At 50.2% G+C, this 18,730-nt stretch carries 30 protein-coding genes; 21 read left to right on the plus strand and 9 right to left on the minus strand.

Annotated elements, in window-relative coordinates:
- Positions 1-16 precede the first annotated feature (16 nt).
- The 8 genes from AC55FS_RS10950 to AC55FS_RS10985 form a co-directional block, all read right to left on the minus strand.
- A complete protein-coding gene (locus AC55FS_RS10950) occupies positions 17-274 on the minus strand; it encodes a pyocin activator PrtN family protein (protein ID WP_496932287.1) in 258 nt (85 codons plus the stop codon).
- A complete protein-coding gene (locus tag AC55FS_RS10955) occupies positions 271-576 on the minus strand; it encodes a hypothetical protein (protein WP_496932288.1) in 306 nt (101 codons plus the stop codon). The genes AC55FS_RS10950 and AC55FS_RS10955 overlap by 4 nt, the downstream gene beginning before the upstream one ends.
- 74 nt (positions 577-650) lie before the next feature.
- Positions 651-833: a carbon storage regulator CsrA gene (gene csrA / locus AC55FS_RS10960; protein ID WP_496932289.1), complete on the minus strand. Its 183-nt coding sequence runs from the start codon at positions 831-833 to the stop codon at positions 651-653.
- A gap of 32 nt (positions 834-865) precedes the next feature.
- Complete coding sequence (gene recT / locus AC55FS_RS10965; RefSeq protein WP_496932290.1) at positions 866-1,660, minus strand: recombination protein RecT; 795 nt, start codon at positions 1,658-1,660, stop codon at positions 866-868.
- Positions 1,661-1,670: 10 nt separating this feature from the next.
- The gene (locus AC55FS_RS10970) at positions 1,671-2,507 is read right to left on the minus strand and encodes a PD-(D/E)XK nuclease-like domain-containing protein (RefSeq protein ID WP_496932291.1); all 837 of its coding nucleotides are present in this window, start codon (positions 2,505-2,507) and stop codon (positions 1,671-1,673) included.
- Between the two features lie 8 nt (positions 2,508-2,515).
- Positions 2,516-2,716, minus strand: a complete 201-nt coding sequence (locus AC55FS_RS10975) for a hypothetical protein (RefSeq protein WP_496932292.1) — start codon at positions 2,714-2,716, stop codon at positions 2,516-2,518.
- Positions 2,713-3,111, minus strand: coding sequence for a response regulator transcription factor (locus AC55FS_RS10980; RefSeq protein WP_496932293.1), 399 nt, complete (start codon positions 3,109-3,111; stop codon positions 2,713-2,715). The genes AC55FS_RS10975 and AC55FS_RS10980 overlap by 4 nt, the downstream gene beginning before the upstream one ends.
- A 218-nt stretch (positions 3,112-3,329) precedes the next feature.
- Positions 3,330-4,025, minus strand: coding sequence for an XRE family transcriptional regulator (locus tag AC55FS_RS10985; protein WP_496932294.1), 696 nt, complete (start codon positions 4,023-4,025; stop codon positions 3,330-3,332).
- A gap of 118 nt (positions 4,026-4,143) precedes the next feature.
- Between AC55FS_RS10985 and AC55FS_RS10990 the strand changes: the two genes are divergently transcribed.
- From AC55FS_RS10990 to AC55FS_RS11075, 18 genes are all read left to right on the plus strand, one after another.
- Positions 4,144-4,461 carry a transcriptional regulator gene (locus tag AC55FS_RS10990; protein WP_496932295.1) on the plus strand — a complete coding sequence of 106 codons (318 nt, stop codon included), beginning with the start codon at positions 4,144-4,146 and terminating at the stop codon, positions 4,459-4,461.
- Complete coding sequence (locus AC55FS_RS10995) at positions 4,454-5,278, plus strand: helix-turn-helix domain-containing protein (protein WP_496932296.1); 825 nt, start codon at positions 4,454-4,456, stop codon at positions 5,276-5,278. Before AC55FS_RS10990 ends, AC55FS_RS10995 begins: the two co-directional genes overlap by 8 nt.
- Before the next feature lie 5 nt (positions 5,279-5,283).
- Positions 5,284-5,469 carry a hypothetical protein gene (locus AC55FS_RS11000; RefSeq protein ID WP_496932297.1) on the plus strand — a complete coding sequence of 62 codons (186 nt, stop codon included), beginning with the start codon at positions 5,284-5,286 and terminating at the stop codon, positions 5,467-5,469.
- Positions 5,454-5,912 (plus strand): recombination protein NinB, encoded by a 459-nt coding sequence (locus AC55FS_RS11005; RefSeq protein WP_496932298.1) that lies wholly within the window; start codon positions 5,454-5,456, stop codon positions 5,910-5,912. Before AC55FS_RS11000 ends, AC55FS_RS11005 begins: the two co-directional genes overlap by 16 nt.
- Positions 5,902-6,210 carry a nuclease domain-containing protein gene (locus tag AC55FS_RS11010; RefSeq protein WP_496932299.1) on the plus strand — a complete coding sequence of 103 codons (309 nt, stop codon included), beginning with the start codon at positions 5,902-5,904 and terminating at the stop codon, positions 6,208-6,210. The genes AC55FS_RS11005 and AC55FS_RS11010 overlap by 11 nt, the downstream gene beginning before the upstream one ends.
- Positions 6,207-6,584, plus strand: a complete 378-nt coding sequence (locus tag AC55FS_RS11015) for a hypothetical protein (RefSeq protein ID WP_496932300.1) — start codon at positions 6,207-6,209, stop codon at positions 6,582-6,584. Before AC55FS_RS11010 ends, AC55FS_RS11015 begins: the two co-directional genes overlap by 4 nt.
- Positions 6,569-7,036: a single-stranded DNA-binding protein gene (ssb, locus tag AC55FS_RS11020; RefSeq protein WP_496932301.1), complete on the plus strand. Its 468-nt coding sequence runs from the start codon at positions 6,569-6,571 to the stop codon at positions 7,034-7,036. Before AC55FS_RS11015 ends, ssb begins: the two co-directional genes overlap by 16 nt.
- Before the next feature lie 8 nt (positions 7,037-7,044).
- Positions 7,045-7,506, plus strand: a complete 462-nt coding sequence (locus AC55FS_RS11025) for a DUF1353 domain-containing protein (RefSeq protein ID WP_496932302.1) — start codon at positions 7,045-7,047, stop codon at positions 7,504-7,506.
- Positions 7,507-7,541: 35 nt separating this feature from the next.
- Entirely contained in the window at positions 7,542-7,787 is a 246-nt protein-coding gene (locus AC55FS_RS11030) for a holin (protein WP_496932303.1), read from the plus strand.
- Between the two features lie 5 nt (positions 7,788-7,792).
- Complete coding sequence (locus AC55FS_RS11035; protein WP_496932304.1) at positions 7,793-8,299, plus strand: glycoside hydrolase family 108 protein; 507 nt, start codon at positions 7,793-7,795, stop codon at positions 8,297-8,299.
- A 2-nt stretch (positions 8,300-8,301) separates the two neighbouring features.
- The gene (locus tag AC55FS_RS11040; RefSeq protein ID WP_496932305.1) at positions 8,302-8,724 is read left to right on the plus strand and encodes a 3TM-type holin; all 423 of its coding nucleotides are present in this window, start codon (positions 8,302-8,304) and stop codon (positions 8,722-8,724) included.
- Positions 8,711-9,241 carry a terminase small subunit gene (locus AC55FS_RS11045; protein WP_496932306.1) on the plus strand — a complete coding sequence of 177 codons (531 nt, stop codon included), beginning with the start codon at positions 8,711-8,713 and terminating at the stop codon, positions 9,239-9,241. The genes AC55FS_RS11040 and AC55FS_RS11045 overlap by 14 nt, the downstream gene beginning before the upstream one ends.
- Positions 9,238-10,476 (plus strand): PBSX family phage terminase large subunit, encoded by a 1,239-nt coding sequence (locus AC55FS_RS11050; RefSeq protein ID WP_496932307.1) that lies wholly within the window; start codon positions 9,238-9,240, stop codon positions 10,474-10,476. Before AC55FS_RS11045 ends, AC55FS_RS11050 begins: the two co-directional genes overlap by 4 nt.
- Positions 10,473-10,775 carry a hypothetical protein gene (locus AC55FS_RS11055; protein ID WP_496932308.1) on the plus strand — a complete coding sequence of 101 codons (303 nt, stop codon included), beginning with the start codon at positions 10,473-10,475 and terminating at the stop codon, positions 10,773-10,775. Before AC55FS_RS11050 ends, AC55FS_RS11055 begins: the two co-directional genes overlap by 4 nt.
- On the plus strand, positions 10,772-12,259 hold the full coding sequence (locus AC55FS_RS11060) for a putative phage head morphogenesis protein (protein WP_496932309.1): 1,488 nt from the start codon (positions 10,772-10,774) through the stop codon (positions 12,257-12,259). The genes AC55FS_RS11055 and AC55FS_RS11060 overlap by 4 nt, the downstream gene beginning before the upstream one ends.
- 16 nt (positions 12,260-12,275) lie before the next feature.
- Positions 12,276-12,485 (plus strand): hypothetical protein, encoded by a 210-nt coding sequence (locus AC55FS_RS11065; RefSeq protein WP_496932310.1) that lies wholly within the window; start codon positions 12,276-12,278, stop codon positions 12,483-12,485.
- Between the two features lie 68 nt (positions 12,486-12,553).
- Positions 12,554-13,384: a hypothetical protein gene (locus AC55FS_RS11070; protein WP_496932311.1), complete on the plus strand. Its 831-nt coding sequence runs from the start codon at positions 12,554-12,556 to the stop codon at positions 13,382-13,384.
- A gap of 90 nt (positions 13,385-13,474) precedes the next feature.
- Positions 13,475-13,777 carry a hypothetical protein gene (locus AC55FS_RS11075; protein ID WP_496932312.1) on the plus strand — a complete coding sequence of 101 codons (303 nt, stop codon included), beginning with the start codon at positions 13,475-13,477 and terminating at the stop codon, positions 13,775-13,777.
- Here AC55FS_RS11075 and AC55FS_RS11080 read toward each other — a convergent pair whose 3' ends face one another.
- Positions 13,778-13,975: a hypothetical protein gene (locus AC55FS_RS11080; protein ID WP_496932313.1), complete on the minus strand. Its 198-nt coding sequence runs from the start codon at positions 13,973-13,975 to the stop codon at positions 13,778-13,780. It abuts the gene before it with no gap.
- 594 nt (positions 13,976-14,569) lie between these two features.
- Here AC55FS_RS11080 and AC55FS_RS11085 point away from each other — a divergent pair.
- The 3 genes from AC55FS_RS11085 to AC55FS_RS11095 are packed head-to-tail and all read left to right on the plus strand — an operon-like array spanning position 14,570 to position 17,869.
- Positions 14,570-15,640, plus strand: coding sequence for a ComEC/Rec2 family competence protein (locus AC55FS_RS11085; protein ID WP_496932314.1), 1,071 nt, complete (start codon positions 14,570-14,572; stop codon positions 15,638-15,640).
- Positions 15,641-15,656: 16 nt separating this feature from the next.
- Positions 15,657-16,490: a hypothetical protein gene (locus tag AC55FS_RS11090; protein ID WP_496932315.1), complete on the plus strand. Its 834-nt coding sequence runs from the start codon at positions 15,657-15,659 to the stop codon at positions 16,488-16,490.
- Positions 16,491-16,510: 20 nt separating this feature from the next.
- Entirely contained in the window at positions 16,511-17,869 is a 1,359-nt protein-coding gene (locus AC55FS_RS11095) for a vWA domain-containing protein (RefSeq protein WP_496932316.1), read from the plus strand.
- Positions 17,870-18,730 lie beyond the last annotated feature (861 nt).

Here is an 18,730-nt window from a genome sequence, read left to right on the forward strand (position 1 = left end):
GGCTGATCAGCTGGTCTCAGTTGGCCTTGTTCATCCGCTTCCATTCGTTACGCGCCTGCTCGCGTTGGTCGTCCAGATACTCTGCCCAGTCTGCGGCGCTGCAATGCCAGGGTGACTTCTGGCCTAGCTTCCGATAGAAGGGTACAGGCAGTTCATGTGAGGCTGCTTTTCGCTTGGCTTGGTCAGGTTTTAGCCCGAAATGACTCTCGCAGATACTCTCTAGCGGTATCTCTGATGACTCAAATTCTGCCATCACTAAGAATAGGGTGTTCATTCGTACTCCTCCTTCAAGTACTTGGCCAGTAGTTCCTGGGCGGATGCCATGGCAGTTGATTGGCCTTTTGCTGCGTTAATGAGCGCTTTGATAAAGGCATAGATCTCTTTTGGGGTGCCAGAGCACAGCAGGCAGTCGATGCGGCTACCGAAGTCCTCGAATGCATTCAGTGCCGCCCATGCTTGCTCGCTGGCGATTCGCTCGCGCTCTTCATTTTGGCGATCTGCCAGCATTTGGCTGTGCCACAGCTGCTCATTGATCCGGTCGTCTCTTGCTTCTACTGCCAGTGCTATCGATGTCATTGTGTTGCTCCTGCTTGAGTTGCCCGGCCTTTACTGCGTGTCTGCAGTCCGGCGCCGGAACCGGGTGGTGTGAGTTATGCGGTCTGTCTGGCTTGTTGTGCTTTGATCTGCTCGTAGATTTCTTCACGATGCACTGGCACGTCTTGGGGTGCGGTTACTCCAAGTCGGACATTCCCGTCCTTCACGCCCATGATCTCGATAACGACGTCATCACCGATCATGATTTTCTGGCGGTATCTGCGGCTTAAAATCAGCATGGTCACTTTCCTTATGTTGTTTTTGGGGTTGTTTATTCGGATTGATACTCGGCTTCGAATACTTCTCCGCCCATATCATTGAAAAATTCGCGGTTATCTTGCTGGCCAGACTCGGCGTATTCGTCGAGCATCGTTGCTTTTTGCATCTCAACAGACACTGGCAAGTATTTAAAAAGGCGCCGAATCACGGTTTTTTTGCCCATCTCCTCGTAGTGAGATACCCATGGGCCAGACTTGCCGGCTTTTGACTGCTTGCGCACTTGATCGACTTCTGTTTTCCACATCACTTCGATTTGATGGCCGCCGCCTTTTAATTTCGCGATTGCATAGAACGCGATGACTTCGCCTCGGTTGGCGACGTCGCTTGATGGGGTGTGAGAAAGACGCTCATCCAGGCCATAAGCAAAATCAAAATGATCGCCTTCGTAGACCGCATGCGCTTGCAGGCTTAGTACTTGGCCAGAGCGGCGAGCCAAGTCGATCATGCCGCGATAACCGATAATGAACTGCACATCGGTACGGTTCTGACTTGTGTTTTTAAAGGGCAGCAAATAGGCATGACCCAAGCCTGAGCCTGGCTCTAAGCCGAGTTGCGCGCACTGAATAACCGCACCTAAAAAGGACTTGGGGTCACAACTCGCTAAAGCCGGAGTTTTCCGAAATTCCGTCAGAGCAATGCGAGCCAAGCGCTCCGGATTGATGTGCTTCGGCAATGCCTGAGCAATTTCAGATTGGATGCGCTGGTCCTTGAGCATGCCTTGAATGGTGTTGGGCATGGGCTTTTTAGTGCTGGCTTGCTGCAATGGATTCATTGATTGAACAGTCATGGCGGTCTCCTTATGCTGCCCAATGCGGCAGGCTGAGTGATTCAATTCCATTCCAGTCACCGGTGTTCTCGCAGGTGGCAACTGTGGCCAGGTCCTCGCGCATATTTCGATAGCCGATCTCTTTCGCGTTTGGGTCGAGCTGGAAAAGGCGAACGGGATAACGGCCACATTCAATGGATGTGCTAACTACCAAAAACAGGAATCCGTCAGGCTGTTGGCCAAAGTGCTGCGCAAAACCATCGCTATAAAAAGCGTCTTGTACGTGATAGCGGTAGTCGTAAACACTTTTGGCAAACCGATTCATATCGGCGGTGGTTTTGACGTCGATAATCCAGTTGTACTCGCGCAGCAGCTTATCTGGGCGGCAGCGGCAGAGAAGGCCGGTTTCTGGATCATTCCAGTAGATGCTTGCCTCGGCATTTCCATCGGCTTCAATTAGCCAGCGAGCGTGTGGGTGTGCCATGACGCTGTCGAAAATGAGATCGACCTTGCGCGCATCCTCGGTGCTGATGACTGTTTGGCCAGGCTTAACAGAAGCCTCAAATTCTTCCCATTTTTCTTTGCCGGCTTTGGTGTTTCTCGGGGCATTGGCAGGTGACACGGCGAACATATCGGTGTAGCGGTGTGGCTCCAGCAGTCGCGCGTGAACGGCGTCTCCAATATTCAGTGCTGACTTCTTTTCTGGGTCTTCGGGGGCGCTCTTTACCCATTGCAAAAGAGACGGAGATTTACGCACGAGATCCAGCTGGCTTTTGCTAATGCCCGGGCCCGAGTGGTAGTCCTGGTTTGGCAAATCCCAATAAATGCCAGGTAATCCTGCTGGCATTTCAGAGCTTAAAGCTTCCATTTTTTCTCCTATGCCGCCTCGCGGCTTCCATTTACTGATTCGGTAATCAGCTCGCGTTCTGCGCGCTGTAATAGAAATCTGATGTCGCTCAAGGTGCTTTGCGTATCGCAGCCCATGGCGATGTCCTGCAGTAGTGACTCAAGAACAGCGTTGTCATCGACATTGCCCCGCAGGTGGGTCAGAACTTCGCTGAATGCTGGGGTGCTCATGCCGGGATCTCCTCGTGGAACTCGTCACGGCTGCGAGCGCGGACCACTTGCGATACGCGGGTCTGTGTGCGAACGGGAGAGCAGTAGCTGCGCGCTGATGGCATGCAGGACAAGAAACAAAGCACCAACACAATGGCGGTGGTGGTAGTGCGCGCTTGAAGGATGCCGTGCATCCAGAGTTGAGAGACGAGGTCTGTGCGGTTGCGGGCATTTAGCTTGTTTCTTACTCGCTCAATATGCTCCTGTACTGTGTCCTCTGATATTTGTAGCTCGAAAGCAATTTCTGCGGTTCGAATCCCTTGGGAAACCAACTCGACAACTTCCGCTTGGCGTTTTGTAAGGATGTTGTTCGCTGATGCGGACAGTTCTAGCTCCATTCTTGCCTGCTGATTCATTGCTTCGTCCTCCTGACTGATGGAGTAAATAAAACAACAAACAACATATGTCGTCAACATAAAAAACAACAAATGTATTTTGAGGGTGCGGCAGACCCCTCTAGCGAGCCTGAAAGTGTGGCGCTAGAGAGGATATTGATGGGTTTCTGTGCGGGTGGGAGGGGAAGTGACAGAGATGCTAGGGGGCGCTACTCCTTTTTTGCGCCAGGAGTGGTGCGCTACACCAGGGCCGAGTACCAGAAGACTCTTCCGATGATTTTAATCTTGCCTGACTCTATGCTGGATTTATCATAGTCCTCGGGTTCGTACTCCGAGTTTAGGCTGATCACCCTCAAACCTTGCTCTGGTAGTCGTTTGAGCCTTTTTATTCGTAGCTGTCCATCATGGTCAAAAGCGTAAAACTTGCCATCCCTGATGATCTTGTCTGCCGTGTTGACTCCAGCGATTGTGCCATCGGGCATAGCGGGTTCCATCGAGTCGCCTCGAACAATTACGCATGCCGCATCGCTCGGTGTCACTCCTGCCTTTCCTAGTGTGGATCTAGAAAGGCGAATTTTGGAAGTAGGGCTCTCTTGAACTTCTGTACGGCTACTGCCTGCAGACATTTCGACTTCAGTTATAACTGGAACTTCGATGTCGTCATGCTCAGGGGCTATGTAGCTGTGCGGCTGGGAGTTGTCTGGGGTGGGTTTGCCCGGCGCTGAATGATACACATCAGCGCTCTGTCGCCCTATGAGCCACTCTGGCTCAACGCCTAGAGCCTCCGCGAGGCCAATGATATTTCTGAAAGTAGTGCTGTCGCGCCTTTCTAGTTGGTATATGGCACTTTGTGTAACACCGACCTTTCTGGCTAGCTGCTCCTGCGTGAGCCCAAGCTCTTCTCGCCGTTGTTTTGTTTTCGAACCTAGCGCCATCGTAGTCGTCCTTAAGGTAAACGCCTCCTACATTACAAAAAATGTAGTTCCCTAAAAAACCATTTTAATAGCCTACAAATGTTGTTAGGATCTGATGAGCAACTTTCAAGGAGGACATATGAGACCTGACCAAGCGCTCATCAAGGCAATAGAACTTTGTGGTGGGCAGAGGGGCTTAGCAATTAAGGCTGGGGTGTCGCAACAAAGCATATCAGCGATGCTGAAGAGGCGCCGCTCTGCAACCGCGGAGTCTGTCTTGGCAATTGCAGCTACCACTGAATTTAGAGTCCGGCCGCATTATTTACGCCCAGATATATATCCCAATCCAAACGATGCGATCCCTATCGGAAACAACTTTAGTATTGCTCGGCTCATTGGCAATGAAAACCCCAGCTTTCAGGGGTGTTTTAGTCAAGAGGTCAACGATCATGAGTAGAGCAGCCACGGATTGGGCCTGGCGTAGTAAGCCGGGCTCATCATCACGCAAGCTCGTGCTGCTAGCCATGGCAGACCGAGCTGACGAAGAGCATCGATGCTTTCCGTCCATTGCGCGTCTTGTCGACGACACCAACTTAAACCGAAAAACCATTATTAAAGTAATTGATGAGCTTGAGCAGTTGAACTTGGTCGTTGATACGGGTGAGCGTCGCGGTTCGACGTCATCGGTGAAGGTTTATCGACTGGTACTGGATGAAAAAGCAGTCCCAAAAACGGAACGAGTCCAAAAGCGGGACAGTTCCAACAATGGTACCGCTAAGCAGTCCCAATTTTACGCGGAAGCAGTCCCAAATTTACCTACAAGCAGTCCCAATTGTACGCGGAAGCAGTCCCAAAATTGGGACATAGAATCAGTCAATGAACCAGTCAATGAATCTTTAAATAATTCTTTAGAGACGAAATCGACATCGAAACCAAAGAGATCCCAACCCGATTTTTCACCCTGGCATGCGCTGGGAGATTTATCTCAGGCAACGATCGACGAGTGGGTGGCATCCCGACGAGCAAAGAAAAACTCTGCAAGCGACACAGTCATTCGAACGGCAGCGAAAGAATTCGAAATCCTGATCTCTGCAACGGAGATGACGGTTTCCGACTGCATCGCTGAGTGGCTGATGCGCGGCTGGCAGGGTTTCAAGGCCAGTTGGGTGCTCAAAGACCAGCAGCCTGAGCGACCGAATCATCATGCTCGGGCGGACACTGGTTACACAACTGCCCAGGCATCCCTTCAGCGCCTGACCGACACAAGCTGGTGATCACTATGAGCCGATTTTACGAAAGCAAAAACAACCGTGACATTCGAGTGGGTAGCGTCGTCATCGTTGCCAAAGGCGAGCGCGAGTGGGTTTTACCTGGTGGTGAAACAACCACACGTCGCAACCAGGCTTTGGCAGCTGCCCGTCGACTGGATGCAGCCATGGGAGGTCAGGCATGCAAGTTAATTTGACCGCCCAGAATTACCAGTCTCAATTCGAGTCGGTGATTCCCGCCATTGCTGACGAGCTGCAGCGCTCAAACCTTGTCATGACCATCACACGGCCGAACAAGTCTCGTGACCAAGAACGGAAATACCACGCCATGCTGGGTGAGATTTCCAATGGCGTGCAGGTGCTGGGCAAACGGTACTCACCAGAAATCTGGAAAGTCCTGCTGGTCGACGAATTCGAGCAAGAGCGGCGGGCCATGGGCGAGCCTTTGGGTCACCCAGGGGCGACAGTCCCCAGCTTGGATGGTCAGCGATTGGTGACTGTTCGGCCATCGACTCGACAGCTGAGCGCTAAGGAAGCATCGGCGTTTATCGAGTTCCTGTATGCCAAGGGCGTAGAGTTTGGTCTGCGCTGGTCGGCCACTGCTGAAGAGATCAAAGCGGGGGCCGGCCATGCTGCGTAAGTCCCCATCGATTCGAAGCAACAAGCTTCGCAAATCTGCGCGCGATCAGGTCTGCACCCTGCAAGTGGCTGGTACCTGTAACCACAACACAGAAACCACCGTACTGGCTCACTTGGATTCAGAGACCAAGGGCATGGGTTACAAGGGCTCAGACTTGTTTGCCGTGTATGCCTGCTCGGATTGCCATGCATGGCTGGATCAGCACCGTGGTACGGAGGAGGCGCGCCAGTTTTACAGCCTGCGTGCTTTGGATCGCACCCACCGAATCATGGTCGAGCAGGGAGTGGTGAGCGTATGAGTCAAGGTCAGAAATCACTTGAGACTCTGCTGAAGGCAAGAGGGTATCAGTTTCAGCCTGAGTACCGATTTGCTGCTGAGGTTGTTGGCCTGGGCAAAGGCGTACGTAATCGACTGATCAGAGCCGGACTCAAAGATTGGCGCTTTGACATCGCTTTCCCCGAATTGAAAGTCGCTGTCGAAATTGAAGGCGGTGGTTGGGTGAAGGGTCGCCATAACCGCGGCAAAGGCTTTTCTGACGATCTGCGCAAATACGATGCGGCAGCTCGCTTGGGCTGGTTCGTGTATCGCTGTGACACAGCCATGGCCGTGAATGGGCACGCATTACAAACCATCGAAATGATTATTAAGGAGCGCACATGGGACGCAGCGTAAACAAAGTGACTCTGATCGGAACCTTAGGGCGTGATCCTGAGGTCCGATATATGCCGAATGGAAATGCTGTTGCCAACCTCAGCTTGGCGACAGACGAGAGCTACAACGATAAGCAAACCGGCCAGAAGGTTGAGCAGACCGAATGGCACCGTATCACCATTTACGGAAAGCTGGCTGAAATCGTTCAGCAGTATTTGAAGAAGGGCAGTAAGGCCTACTTTGAAGGCAAGCTTAAAACACGAGAGTGGGAGAAGGACGGCATAAAACGCTACACCACCGAGATCATCGCGCACGACATGATGATGCTGGACAGCAAACAGGGCATGCAGCCACCTGCAGCGATCTCCCAAGCGCAGAATCAGGCGCCACATGCCCAGGCCAATCAAGTTAGCCCATCGACAGTAACACCGCACAACCACTTTGACGACTTTGATGACGACATCCCGTTTTAGGAGACCCAATGGGAACTGACGCTATTTTGCAGCGACCGCTGTTTGACGTGTATGACGAGGGTGAGAACGCCTTTGTATTAATAAAGCCAGCGCGGTTCTTTTCGGCCCGCTTGCAGATGGAGCTGGAAACCCCGTCTTGGTTTCAGACGGACTTCAGTTCGATCCCAAAACTGGTTCGTGGGTTGATCAGTGTTAACGAGCGCCACCGCCTGGCCGCCGTATTACACGATCTTCTGTATTGCTGGCGCTTCATGGGTTATCGCCTGACGCGTAAAGAGGCGGACCTGGTGTTGCTCGACTTTTGCCGCTTACTGAAAGTGCCCGAGTGGAAATGCAAAGTGATCTACATGGCCGTGCGTGCCGGTGGTTGGATGTATTGGGGCAAAAAGAACAAGCCCGTCACGGTAAAGCCGCATCACCGACCTAAGTACGCCAAAGCCCATGAACCGCTTTTTTGTCAAAGTGCATGACAACTTCACGGGATTATCACAGCGGTAGAGAACTCATGTCGGAGCATCCAGTGAAAGCAGAAGTGGCCAGCAATGTGGCCGAACGAGTGGCATCAGGCGCGGCGTACGCAACCAGTGGGGGAGTCGCGTTTATGGGCATTAGTTTGCAGGAGTGGTACGGACTGATTGGCCTATTGTTTATGGTGGCGACGTTCTTCGTGAATACCTATTACCGCCACCGCACCGATAAACACCAGCAAGAAATGCGTGACATCGCACGCACCCACCAATCCAGGGAGTAGGACGCATGGCTAGTTTTAAGCAAGCATTTGACGTAATGATCGAGAACGAAGGCGGCTTCCAGTTGACCACGGTAGAAGGTGATCGCGGTGGTATGACCTATGCCGGCATCTCTCGTAAGTATCACCCGGAATGGGTGGGGTGGCAGCGAGTGGATGACAAGTTGTTTGACGACACCCTCAAAGGTGATGTTGAGGACTTCTATCGGAGTGAGTTCTGGAACAAGTGTGGCTGCACCAACATGGTTGAGCAGGAAGTGGCCACCAGTATCTTTGACTTTTCTGTGAATGCAGGCGTCGGCACCGCTGCCAAGCTGGCCCAAGTTGTATGTGACACTGATGTTGATGGCGTTATTGGCGCCAAGACGATTTTAGCTATTCATTCCATGGGACCTGAGTTGTTCCTGTCTCAGTACGCACTTGCCAAGATCAAACGCTACTCGGATATCTGCAATCGTGACCGCAGCCAAGTGAAGTTCTTACTCGGCTGGATTAATCGAACGCTGAAGGGGTAGGCATGCTAGGTGTGAAAGGTGTTCTTGAGGCGGTAGGGCAATTGGGGGACGAGCTATTCACCAGTGATGAAGAACGAGAGCGTCTTCGTATCCAATCCAGACAGGTAGATGCTGACTGGGCCAAGACTCAAATGGCAGTGAACCAAATAGAAGCCCAACATCAAAACATGTTTATCGCAGGCTGGCGTCCCGCCATTGGTTGGATTGGTGCTGCAGCGCTCGGGTATCAGTTCCTGCTGTATCCGTTTCTTCTATGGCTCTGGTCGATTGGTCAGGCAGCCACATACATACCTATCGAAGTAACGCCACCGCCAGTACTGCCAGGGGAGGCGCTATTCACCATTGTAACCGGCATGCTAGGCGTTGGTGGCATGCGCTCGTATGAGAAATCACGGGGAGTGGATACCAAACGTGTCGTACGCTGATCTGACGCTCAAGCAGCAACGCTTTGTTGATGAGTACATGGTCGATTTCAACGCTACCCGGGCGGCAAAGGTCGCGGGCTACAGCCTGAAAACAGCTGCTAAGACGGGTAGCGAAAACCTCCAAAAACCAGAAATCCAGGCGGCGATCAAAGAACGCACCGATGCACTCCAGCAGCGCACCGAAGTGACGCTAGATCGAGTGGTAGGGGAGCTGGCAAAGCTTGCCTTTATGGACCCTCGAAAGCTGTTTGATGACTCCGGCAATCCTGTCGGTATCTCGCAGTTGGACGATGCTACCGCTGCTGCTATTGCCGGTGTGGATGTGGCCGTAGTGGGTAATTCGGATATGGGCTTGGGCGAGATCCTGAAAGTACGCCTGTCTGATAAGCACAAAGCCCTCGACTCACTCATGAAGCACTTGGGTGGGTACAAAGAAGGGGCAGCGGTTCAAATCCTCAATGCGCCGACCAAGATCACTATCAAAGCGAAGATGCCAGAACAGGAGGCCGGTGAGTGAGCGCGGTCGCCAGGGAAGTAGAGGTCGAAGTTGAGCTGCCACCGAAGCTGGTGCCGGTCTTTGCTCCTCCTCGCGGAAGCGTCAGGACTCGCGGCGCGTATGGTGGTCGTGGTTCTGCAAAGTCCGTGAGCTTTGCCAAGATGGCCGGGGTATTTGGCTACGCCGAGCCTCTTCGCATCATGATTACTCGTAAGCACGAGCGATCGATCAAAGAGTCCATCTTCGCTGAGATCAAGCACGCCATTAAAACCGAGCCGTGGCTGGCACCGTTTTACGATATGGGAGAGAACTTCTGCCGTGGGCGTAACGGTACTGAATTTGTCGTCGCGGGCATCCAGACGGCGATTAAGTCCATCGCGCAAATCGACATCTTGATCATTGAAGAAGCGGAGGAGGTGCCGGAGAAACCACTGGTGAATATGTTGCCGACGATCCGGAAGCCGGGCTCTGAGGTTTGGCTGGTATGGAACCCAGAAACAGAAGGCAGTCCCGTCGATAAGCGCTACCGGCAGCACACGCCTGACGACGCGATCATCGTTGAGATGAATTACCAGGACAATCCCTGGTTTACCAAGGAGCTGGAAAGCCAGCGCCGCTCAGATCGCCAAGTGCTCGATGATGACGAGTATGCCTGGGTCTGGGAGGGCGAATACCGCCGCAACAACAAAGCGCAGGTGCTGCATGGCAAATACCGTGTGGATGAGTTTACGCCGGGCGATGACTGGCATGGGCCATATTTCGGATCCGATTGGGGCTTTGCTCAAGATCCAACCACGCTGGTTCGGATGTGGATCACGCCTGATCAGAAAAAGCTGTGCATTGAGTATGAGGCCTATGGCGTGGGTGTGGATCTCGACGATACGCCAGCGCTGTTCAATACAGTGCCCGGGGCCAAAGAACACAACATTCGCGCAGACAACGCCCGGCCAGAGACCATCAGCTTTATGCGCCGCCGTGGTTATCGCATGCAGGCAGCAGCCAAAGGTCCTGGCTCAGTTGAAGACGGCATTGCCCATCTTCGTGGCTTCTCTGAGATCGTTATTCACCCACGCTGCAAAGAGACCATTCGCGAAGCCCGCATGTGGTCGTACAAAAAGGACAAGCTCACGGATGACGTACTGCCAGTGCTCGTTGATGCGTACAACCACTGTTTCGACGCAGTGCGTTATGCGCTTGAGCCGGTAATGAAGAAACGGAAAACAGACATTGCTGGAATGAAGGTATCGTCACTATGACCGAGTCAGATCTGCTGTTGAATGAGATTAAGGCCATTGAGGGCTGCGAGCGCACTAAGCGCAAAATCATGGCGATTCTGCATACGCAGCTGGGCAGGCGTATCTACTTTGCGAAGGGCGGCCCGAACAAGCAACGTCAGGTTGGGGAGGCGCTGAAGCTGCTCAATGCAGGTCATGATCGAACAGAAGCACGTCAGGCAATCGAAGAGCGCTTTGGTCTGGGCCGTACCGCTGCAACAGAGGTAGTTAACGCTGCCATCGAAGCACGCCGCCCAGTTAGGCAGGAAACCTTGTTTTGAGTGATGACGAGCAGCACGACCGATTAAACCGCGCTAAGCGCTCGATCACGGGCATGGCTGAGCGGGCCTACTCAAAGCTGGTGCATGGTCTCGACTCGGGCGCCAAGGCCAAATCGGCGGTGAATCAGGCTATTGGTTCGTTCAATGCCGAGTATTACGACGGCCTGGCCAGCTACTTTAGCGAGTTGTTGGGTCATAAGATCCCTAGCAGCAGCGTCCAGCGCTGGGCTACGGGCAAGTTGCCGCTGTCCAGGCGCCTCTATCGCCACCAAAAGCAGGTGGCTGCGCAAACGCTGCATGCGATTCAGCTGCACAATCACGGCATCCACAGCGCCCGCAAGTTGGCACTGGAACTGTACGACGGGTACGGCAATGACATCGATGTGCTGGATGTGAAAGCCAAGCTACCCAAGTACATTCGCAAGGCGCCCAAGCTGGCCAATGAGTACGAGATGTTAGTGGCCAAAAATCAGGCCTCGAAACTGCGTACACCTGCGCTACGGGCTGCGTATCTGCAGGCGCTGGAAGGGATCGAAAAGGGCGCCGGCATCGAAGAACGCAACCGGTTATTGCAAACAGCCTTTGCCGAACGGAACCGCTACTACGCCAACCGGATCGCCCAGCACGAGCTGCAGCGTGCTTATGCAGAGCAGCGTAACGGCGACATGATCGAAGACACAGCGCTTGAGTACGTCGAGCTGAGAATGTCGGGTAGCCACCCGGTCACAGATATCTGCGATTTGCACACCAGCGTTGACCTCTATGGCCTTGGCCCTGGTGTTTATCCGAAAGACAAAGCGCCGCAGCGGCCGTTTCATCCGCATTGTCGGTGCACGTCTGTCCCAAGATACGATTTGACGGGCAAGAAAGCCCGCCATCGTCCGGCAGCTGAGGCCGAATATCTGCGAAAAACACCTGATGCCGCACGTATCGTAGGCGGCCAGCATCGGCTTCAGAAGGTACTATCCGGGCACTCGCTGAGGTCGGTCATCAACGAAAGCGCGCCAGACGGCTATGGCCTGCGCACAGCCGGTGAAGTCTACAAAGAGGCTTTGCCACGGCGCATGGTCAATGGTGTTATCCGCAATGCCAGTGGCCCCAGTGCTGATGCCAGTGGCCAGCTGCGTTCGATGTTCGCCAGTGACGACGTTTACACGCGCCACTTAGGCAAGCGCCTGAGAGAGGGGGTGGTGAAGTCCTCGGTTGAATACGCCGCAGCTACCTTCACTGTTTTGGCCGGTACCAGGCGATTACTGTTGGCCGAGCATGCCGGCGAATCTGCGTTTGCAGCCACTGGAAAAGTGGGCGAGAGTGACTGGGTAGTGTTGCTCACTACTGACGGGCGCATCATATCGTCTTACGCTCAGCAGCCCGACAAGCGAAAGTTTGATCAACATCATGAGACAAAGGGAGGTCAGCTCCATGAGCACCCCATCACCAGAGCGGATAAAACAGCTCTTAGTCGAGTATTCGGGACACGTTGAATACTGGATGCCAGCCATGGGCGATACGCACGAGATGCTGGCGTGTCGTGAGCTGTTGGCTGAGGCCGTTTTGACTGCTGAACAAGCCAAAGAGCTGGCCGAGCTTGATGCGGGGGTTATGGCTCACGTAGAACAGCTGTCACCAGTAGCTAAGGGCTGGGACGTCGAGTTGCTGAAGGATACGGCCAAGTTAATCAGGACGAATGAGAGTGGGGTGGTGCAGTAGGTCTTGTCTTGCATGTTGTGACTCTATCCATTGGTCGTATACTTGACCCGCGCCTAAAGGATGAGCAAATGATAAAAACGACACTTTTGAGGGTGAAGAGTTTCCTGAATAAATCAGAAAGCCCAGACATGCGTTTACAGCGCTATGATGAGGTGTGTAAGAAACATGAACTGATCATGGAATACTTCAAGACCGAGTATCTAAAAGAGAGGCAGAAGTTTTCAGGGCTCGATAGCAAAGCAGCACGCTATTTAGCAGCTCAGACATTACTACTTTCCATCTTAGCGCTGGCCGTTAAGCCAGGACTAGAATTCTCTGTCAGAATTGACGGAGTAGAATCAGTGATATCGATTCTACTCATTGTTGTCCTAGGTTTTTTGGTGGCTCATGCATGGTTGGCGGCTTTTGATGCGTTTAAATTTGACGACGTCTACTACGCCCCGGCAGATGATAAAGCTTTAGCCGACTATCGTGGGTATACGCGGGTGCAAGCGCTAGTCTCTATGACGAACGCTTATCAGGAATCAATAAAAGAGAACATTAAAGTTAATGTCGCGAAGGGCCAAAGGATCTCTATCTGCGCGGATAGAATCAAACGTGTTTTTTATGCGTTGGTTGTTCTTCTTTGTTTTTGGTTGTATGTTTTCGCTTCATCACTCGATATAAGCATCAATTCAGAAACAGGAGTCACCATGGGTAAGGATAAAGATAAGTTCGAAGATATTGTTGCTGGAGACGATAGCGATATCGTTGATTATGATGTGGCTAAGCCAGTGCTTCGGCCTTCCCATGAGTCGTATGGATACAACATCAATGAATCTTCAGGTGGCGATCAGTACGACAGCGGTAAGACTCGAGGCTCAGCGGATAGCGCGCCCAAAAAACCAGCGAAGCAGTAAGAAGCAGTACGGCTAGGTATGTACCTAGCCCTTATTAAGCTGATGCCAAGAGAATTTGTGTAGGTATTATCTTTGTAGATGGAATCGGATATGGAAAACCAATATAAACTTATTCAAATTATGCCTGCACCTGATGGAACCAAAGTGCTGATTCACGACACTGAGATCAATGTTTATGTTCTTGGATTGTTTGAGACTCCGGTTGGTCAAAACTTCGTCGATGCGGTATATCCTTTAGCGGACTATGCTTGCTATAAAGGGAACGACATCTCTCAGCCAGCAAAAATTCAAGCAGGATTCCGCGGTCTAAAAATTGGAGATCAGACGTGGAAAGCTGATGGTGAGCATGACGTTCAAGATGCCAAGGCAAATAAGCAGGCGATGTTTCTTTGATCAAGCCACCACCCCAAACACCGCCTGAAACACCTTAAAACTCTCGATCCGGTCCTGATCCAGCAGCGTGCGTTTGTGCACAGCTGCCCAGGGGCCGGACTCCATCGCCTCGATAATCTGCCGTTCCATGGCCATCTGCTTGCGGTAGATCTTTTCGAGCCCGTCTGAATCCGTGAGCGCTTCGCCAAAGTAGATCATCAGTTCAACCTGTCGATGACCTGCGCCGACCTGGTGTCGGGTAGTTAGAATCCGAACACACCTTCATTTGCATTCAGCTAGCCGTTTGCGTAGTTAGCGGTCGCCAGTCTCTCGGCGGAGCCTGGTCAGGCTTGGAATCCATTGCGAGCCGGTGGCTTTTCGACACCTAGCTGACACTCTCATAATTGTTTTGATGGATATGTGGGCTCAACGCCATATTAGTGAAAGAAGTGATCGCCTGGCTTCTCATTTGCTGGGGCCGTCAGAGTAGATTACGAACGCATTGTTGTGCATCGCTACGATGGCTAGGTCACGCCAGACGGTGAGGTCTAGGCTAGGGTTGTTCAGGGTCACTAAATTAATTGTTGTGAATCGAAATCGATAGAGTGTTACGCCATGTTACACCTGATGGTCATTGTAAGTTTTTGATTTGCATTGTTTTTATTTTTTTTTCTGATTTTGTTAGGGGCTTCTGGTTATTTTGACTGATTGCATTGTTTATCTCTAGCGATAACTTGACAGATGAATTTATTGCCGAGGTTCATAGCAGTGTCAAAATTACTCCGGATAATCTCTCTTGTGGTCATATGCTGTATGACTGCTTCTTGTTCAAGTTTTTTTGGTCGTGAACCTGATTCTCCGAATGCGGGTCTCCTTGGTGGCGTTTCAAGTGATATTTCTAAATTTCCTGTTGTTACGACTATTGACGTTGGTACCGGGCTTTGTCAGGTTTTGACTTGCCCTAGAAGCAATAAGGTGGTTATTAATGACTGTGGGGATTTGGGGGCATCTGATTTTAAGCCATTAGATCCTGGTGACAATGAAAAACGTAATGCAATTGCGAAATTCATTGTTGACGACTTGGTGGGTTCGATGACTCAAAGGAAAAAAGAAACCACCTATGTTTTGACTGTTAGTCATGGAGATATTGACCATATATCAATAGCTCCATGGATTGGGGCTGCTATTAAAAATTCAACTAGAAAGGCAAAACCGTTCGATGTTGTATATTTCGGCGGGAGGTTAAAAGATTATGTAGGGACGGTGAAGGATTATTCTGCTGACATTAAATATTATTCCAGAAAAACTGTTGCTGTTGAGAAAATTGAAGACTACAAGGATCCAGTCCCCGACCTGGGTTGTAATGAAGATGACGTGTCAACTTGGATTTTGGTTAATGGAGTCGGTTTTGGTAAAAATGAGAGTGGAATGGTTTTGGTTAGCAAGTACGGGGGTATAAAATACTATTTCACTGGCGACATGATGGATGCAACTTTTGATAAGATTGAGAGCCTTTATGACAATACGTCAACGCGGTATGTTGGGGTCAATCTGCAGGATGGTATTAATATATTCCCATTGCCGCACCACGGTGCCTCTATAGACACTAATAGTCCCGATATGGTTGGTTTTTTTCTTCCTGTGATCGCGCTTGTAAGTGCTGGCTATCATACTGGGTATAAACACCCTCAGTGCGTTGTAACTTATGAATATGGTTATGCGTCGAGCGCAATCTCTAAACAGCACTATTTGAACTGTTTTAATGGAGGGAGATTCGAAAAAAGTCTTGTTGATTATGGGGTTTATTCTACATATTCGAGCGGGAATTTGTATGTGACCTTGAAAGGTAAGGATTTTGTTTTAAACTGCGATAAAAACTGTTAATTATTTTGGAGTATTTATGTCTATATTCGGATTGATATCAAAGGGCGCCGATGTTGTTTCGGGGGTTGCAAAATCAATAGGAGGAATCTTTGGAGAGTCTGATCGGGTTTATTATAATTCTGATATGAGTTATGGCGAGTTCAAAGCACGGGCAGCATATTATCAGACGGGTCCTTTGAAGTGGATCCCAAGAGAAGATGGGTTTATTGAGGTGTTGAATGACTCTCAGGAACCTGTGATGTTAAGTTTTGCAAAGAACTGGGTTACAGAAAATGGTGCGCAAGAGCACAGCAAGGCTGAGACGCACATGATTGCAGGATTGGCTTCGATCTCAGATATTTCACACCAGTTGAGAGAGCAAAATGTAAATGGCACGATAACTGTAAATAACGCACACTCTGAGCAAAGTGGTTTGACAAGGGAAGAGTTTATAGCTGGAAAGCGGTTTAGTTATGGTGAGGTTTGCAATTGCTACACTGTTACTAATTTGAAAACTAATACTCCATCGAAGATTGATGAAGGTCTATGGGTCACAATAAATATTGATGGTAAAGAAAGCGAGGGGGATCAAGTGACGGTTCACTGTGCAATAGATGGCTGGCCGGATGATACCTCTGGAAGGGTTGATTGCAGTATTTTTGTTGGCTCAGGCCCTATGATTCGTGGTGGGGTTAGTGTTTCTCAATATGATCTTTCAGGTGATAATTTTAAGTTTAAAGTTGCAGAAAATGTCGAGTTTGAAGATATGATAATTCCCAAGGTTTTTGTCGATATTTATCATAGCTCAAAGTCTTCAAGGATGCTGAAAATGAAAGTTCATGAAAATATCCATCCTATGTTTTTGAAATAGACAGTTTAATGGTGAGCACTATGTCTGAGTTTTTCGCTCCATTGGCGTTTAGTATGATGGTGGACCATTCTGGCTCTATGGGGCCATATATGGCTGAGTTTAAAATAGATAGCGGATCATTTATAGCCCTGGCGTTTCCGGATGATATGATTAATGTTGTTGGCTTTAGTGGCTCAGCATCATATTTGTACCCGGGTGATGGTGGTATGGTTACGGTTTCTAGGGATCAGTCTGAGTCACAAGCGGCTGCTGATTCTATTAAGCAATTGAGTGCTTCAGGAAGAACAAATTTCTTTGATGCGTTTAGTCTGTCAACCAAATCATTGGAAAGCGTTAAAAGGAATATACAGAAAGTTTATATTCTGGTGACGGACGGTGATTGGAATACGGGTGGCGATCCAGTTTCTAAGGTCGATCACGATATACCGATCTATATACTGGCAATAGGGGCAATAAGAGCTCCAAAGCTTAATGATCTAGCTTTGTTGAATCCAGATAGTGAAATATTTTATTCTCCGAGTCATAGTGATATCGAAAGAATATACTACGAAATAAGAGGTAGGTTTCCCGATTCTACTCTTCTTTATAATGAAAGTTCGTACTTTTCGGGGGTTGAACATGCATCATATAAATTCTACGTCCCGCCAGGGTCTGAGGCAGTTCAAGTGTCGACTGTATGGGCAAATACTGATGTGGTTTATAGGGACCAGGTGTCGGGGAGTAATTTTGTAAATGTTGAGCTTGTTGATCCTCAAGGGAAAATCGTTACCCCCGATCAGGTGCTGACAGATAGCGGATACGTTAACTTTACGGCAAATAGGCCGGCGCCGGGAACGTGGAGGGTCTCGACAGCTCTACAGTCTGATGTTGAAACAAAGTTTAACTTTGGCACTGTTCTGACCCACTCAAAAGTGCGTCTTTCTATTGATCTGAAAACCGCATGTAGCTTCGGTGAAGAAATTCCTCTCAAATGCGCTGTAATCATTGAGGATAGGGAGGTTGATGATATTCAGTTTGAAGTGGAGGTGTCGAAGCCATTGGACTCTGCTGAAAACTTTATAGAAAGGAATCTAGATGTCATTGATGCCGTAAACCTTCTTGAATCTGAGCTTGATGAAGGCACGACTGCTATTGATGATGTTCGTTTCGAGAAATTTAAAAAGCTCTACTATGAATCGTTAGGCAAGGGCGAGGACCTTATTGGGTATACGACAGCGATACATAATTTAACTAGTCATAGTAAAGAGGGGCTAACTATTAAGGCGCCAGATTGCCACGGCGTTGTGTATGTACGAGTACGTGCCACGGGTACTTACCCAGGAACCGACGAAGAATTCACGTTGTTGGGTGCCACTGGTATACTGGTAAGCCATTCGTAGTGTCACTGTAAACTCCGGCCTACCATTGGTTGTGGGTCGCGGGTTTCCTCTAACCTTCTCGTGCTATGGGCTCCTCTGTGGAGCTCTAAACTTAGGTCTTCTAGTGCTCTGCAAGCAGTTGAATAGCCCATATATCATTGGTTCGGAAGTAGACACCTCTCACGTACCACTGGGTTATGAGTCGCGTAGGGTGCCGACGAAAGATAGACTCAGTCATCAACAAGAAGTGTATTAGGGTGGCTAAGGGGATGATTAGCGCTAGCTGGTTCTCTTCTCACTTATTTCCGCATGCGGAAATCCTATGGGAGGCCTGGCGGGCTTAAATCACCCGCCAGGCCCAAGGGTTAACTCCCATCCAACAAGCGCTGGATTAGCATCAATGTGGCGATGGCCACCTTCAGGCAGTAGCACACCACATCGATCGTTTTTGTAGGTCTGCTTTTGTTCATATTCTTAATCCTTTGTTGGCGCGCCATCGTTAGCGCAAAACAATTCTCCCTCAAGCGCAAAAGACAAAATGCCCATTTGGTGCCCAATTTGGGTTGCAAAGAATTTTTCAGGCAGGGTTCTAAAACGTCATTTCGCGCGGATGCATCACAAAGGATAAGGGGAGAGGCTGGTGTAACTCAGCTTTAGCGCAGACCATTGGTACTCTCAAAGCCGGCAACTAAGCTGGCACAAGCATAATTGGACGACTGTCAGATTGATCTTCGTTTTTGATGTGTATGGGGAGTGCTGCCAGGTGGATGCAGCTTGGGGCGCTTAGTGCGTCTGACTAATTCGTGGTCGACTTTCGCTTGTTCTTTTTTGTCTGGCGTAAATAGCCCAGTCTTAGATTTTTATTCAGGGAATCTTTGCTGT

The sequence above is a fragment of the Bacterioplanes sp. CLAM21 genome (assembly GCF_059641015.1).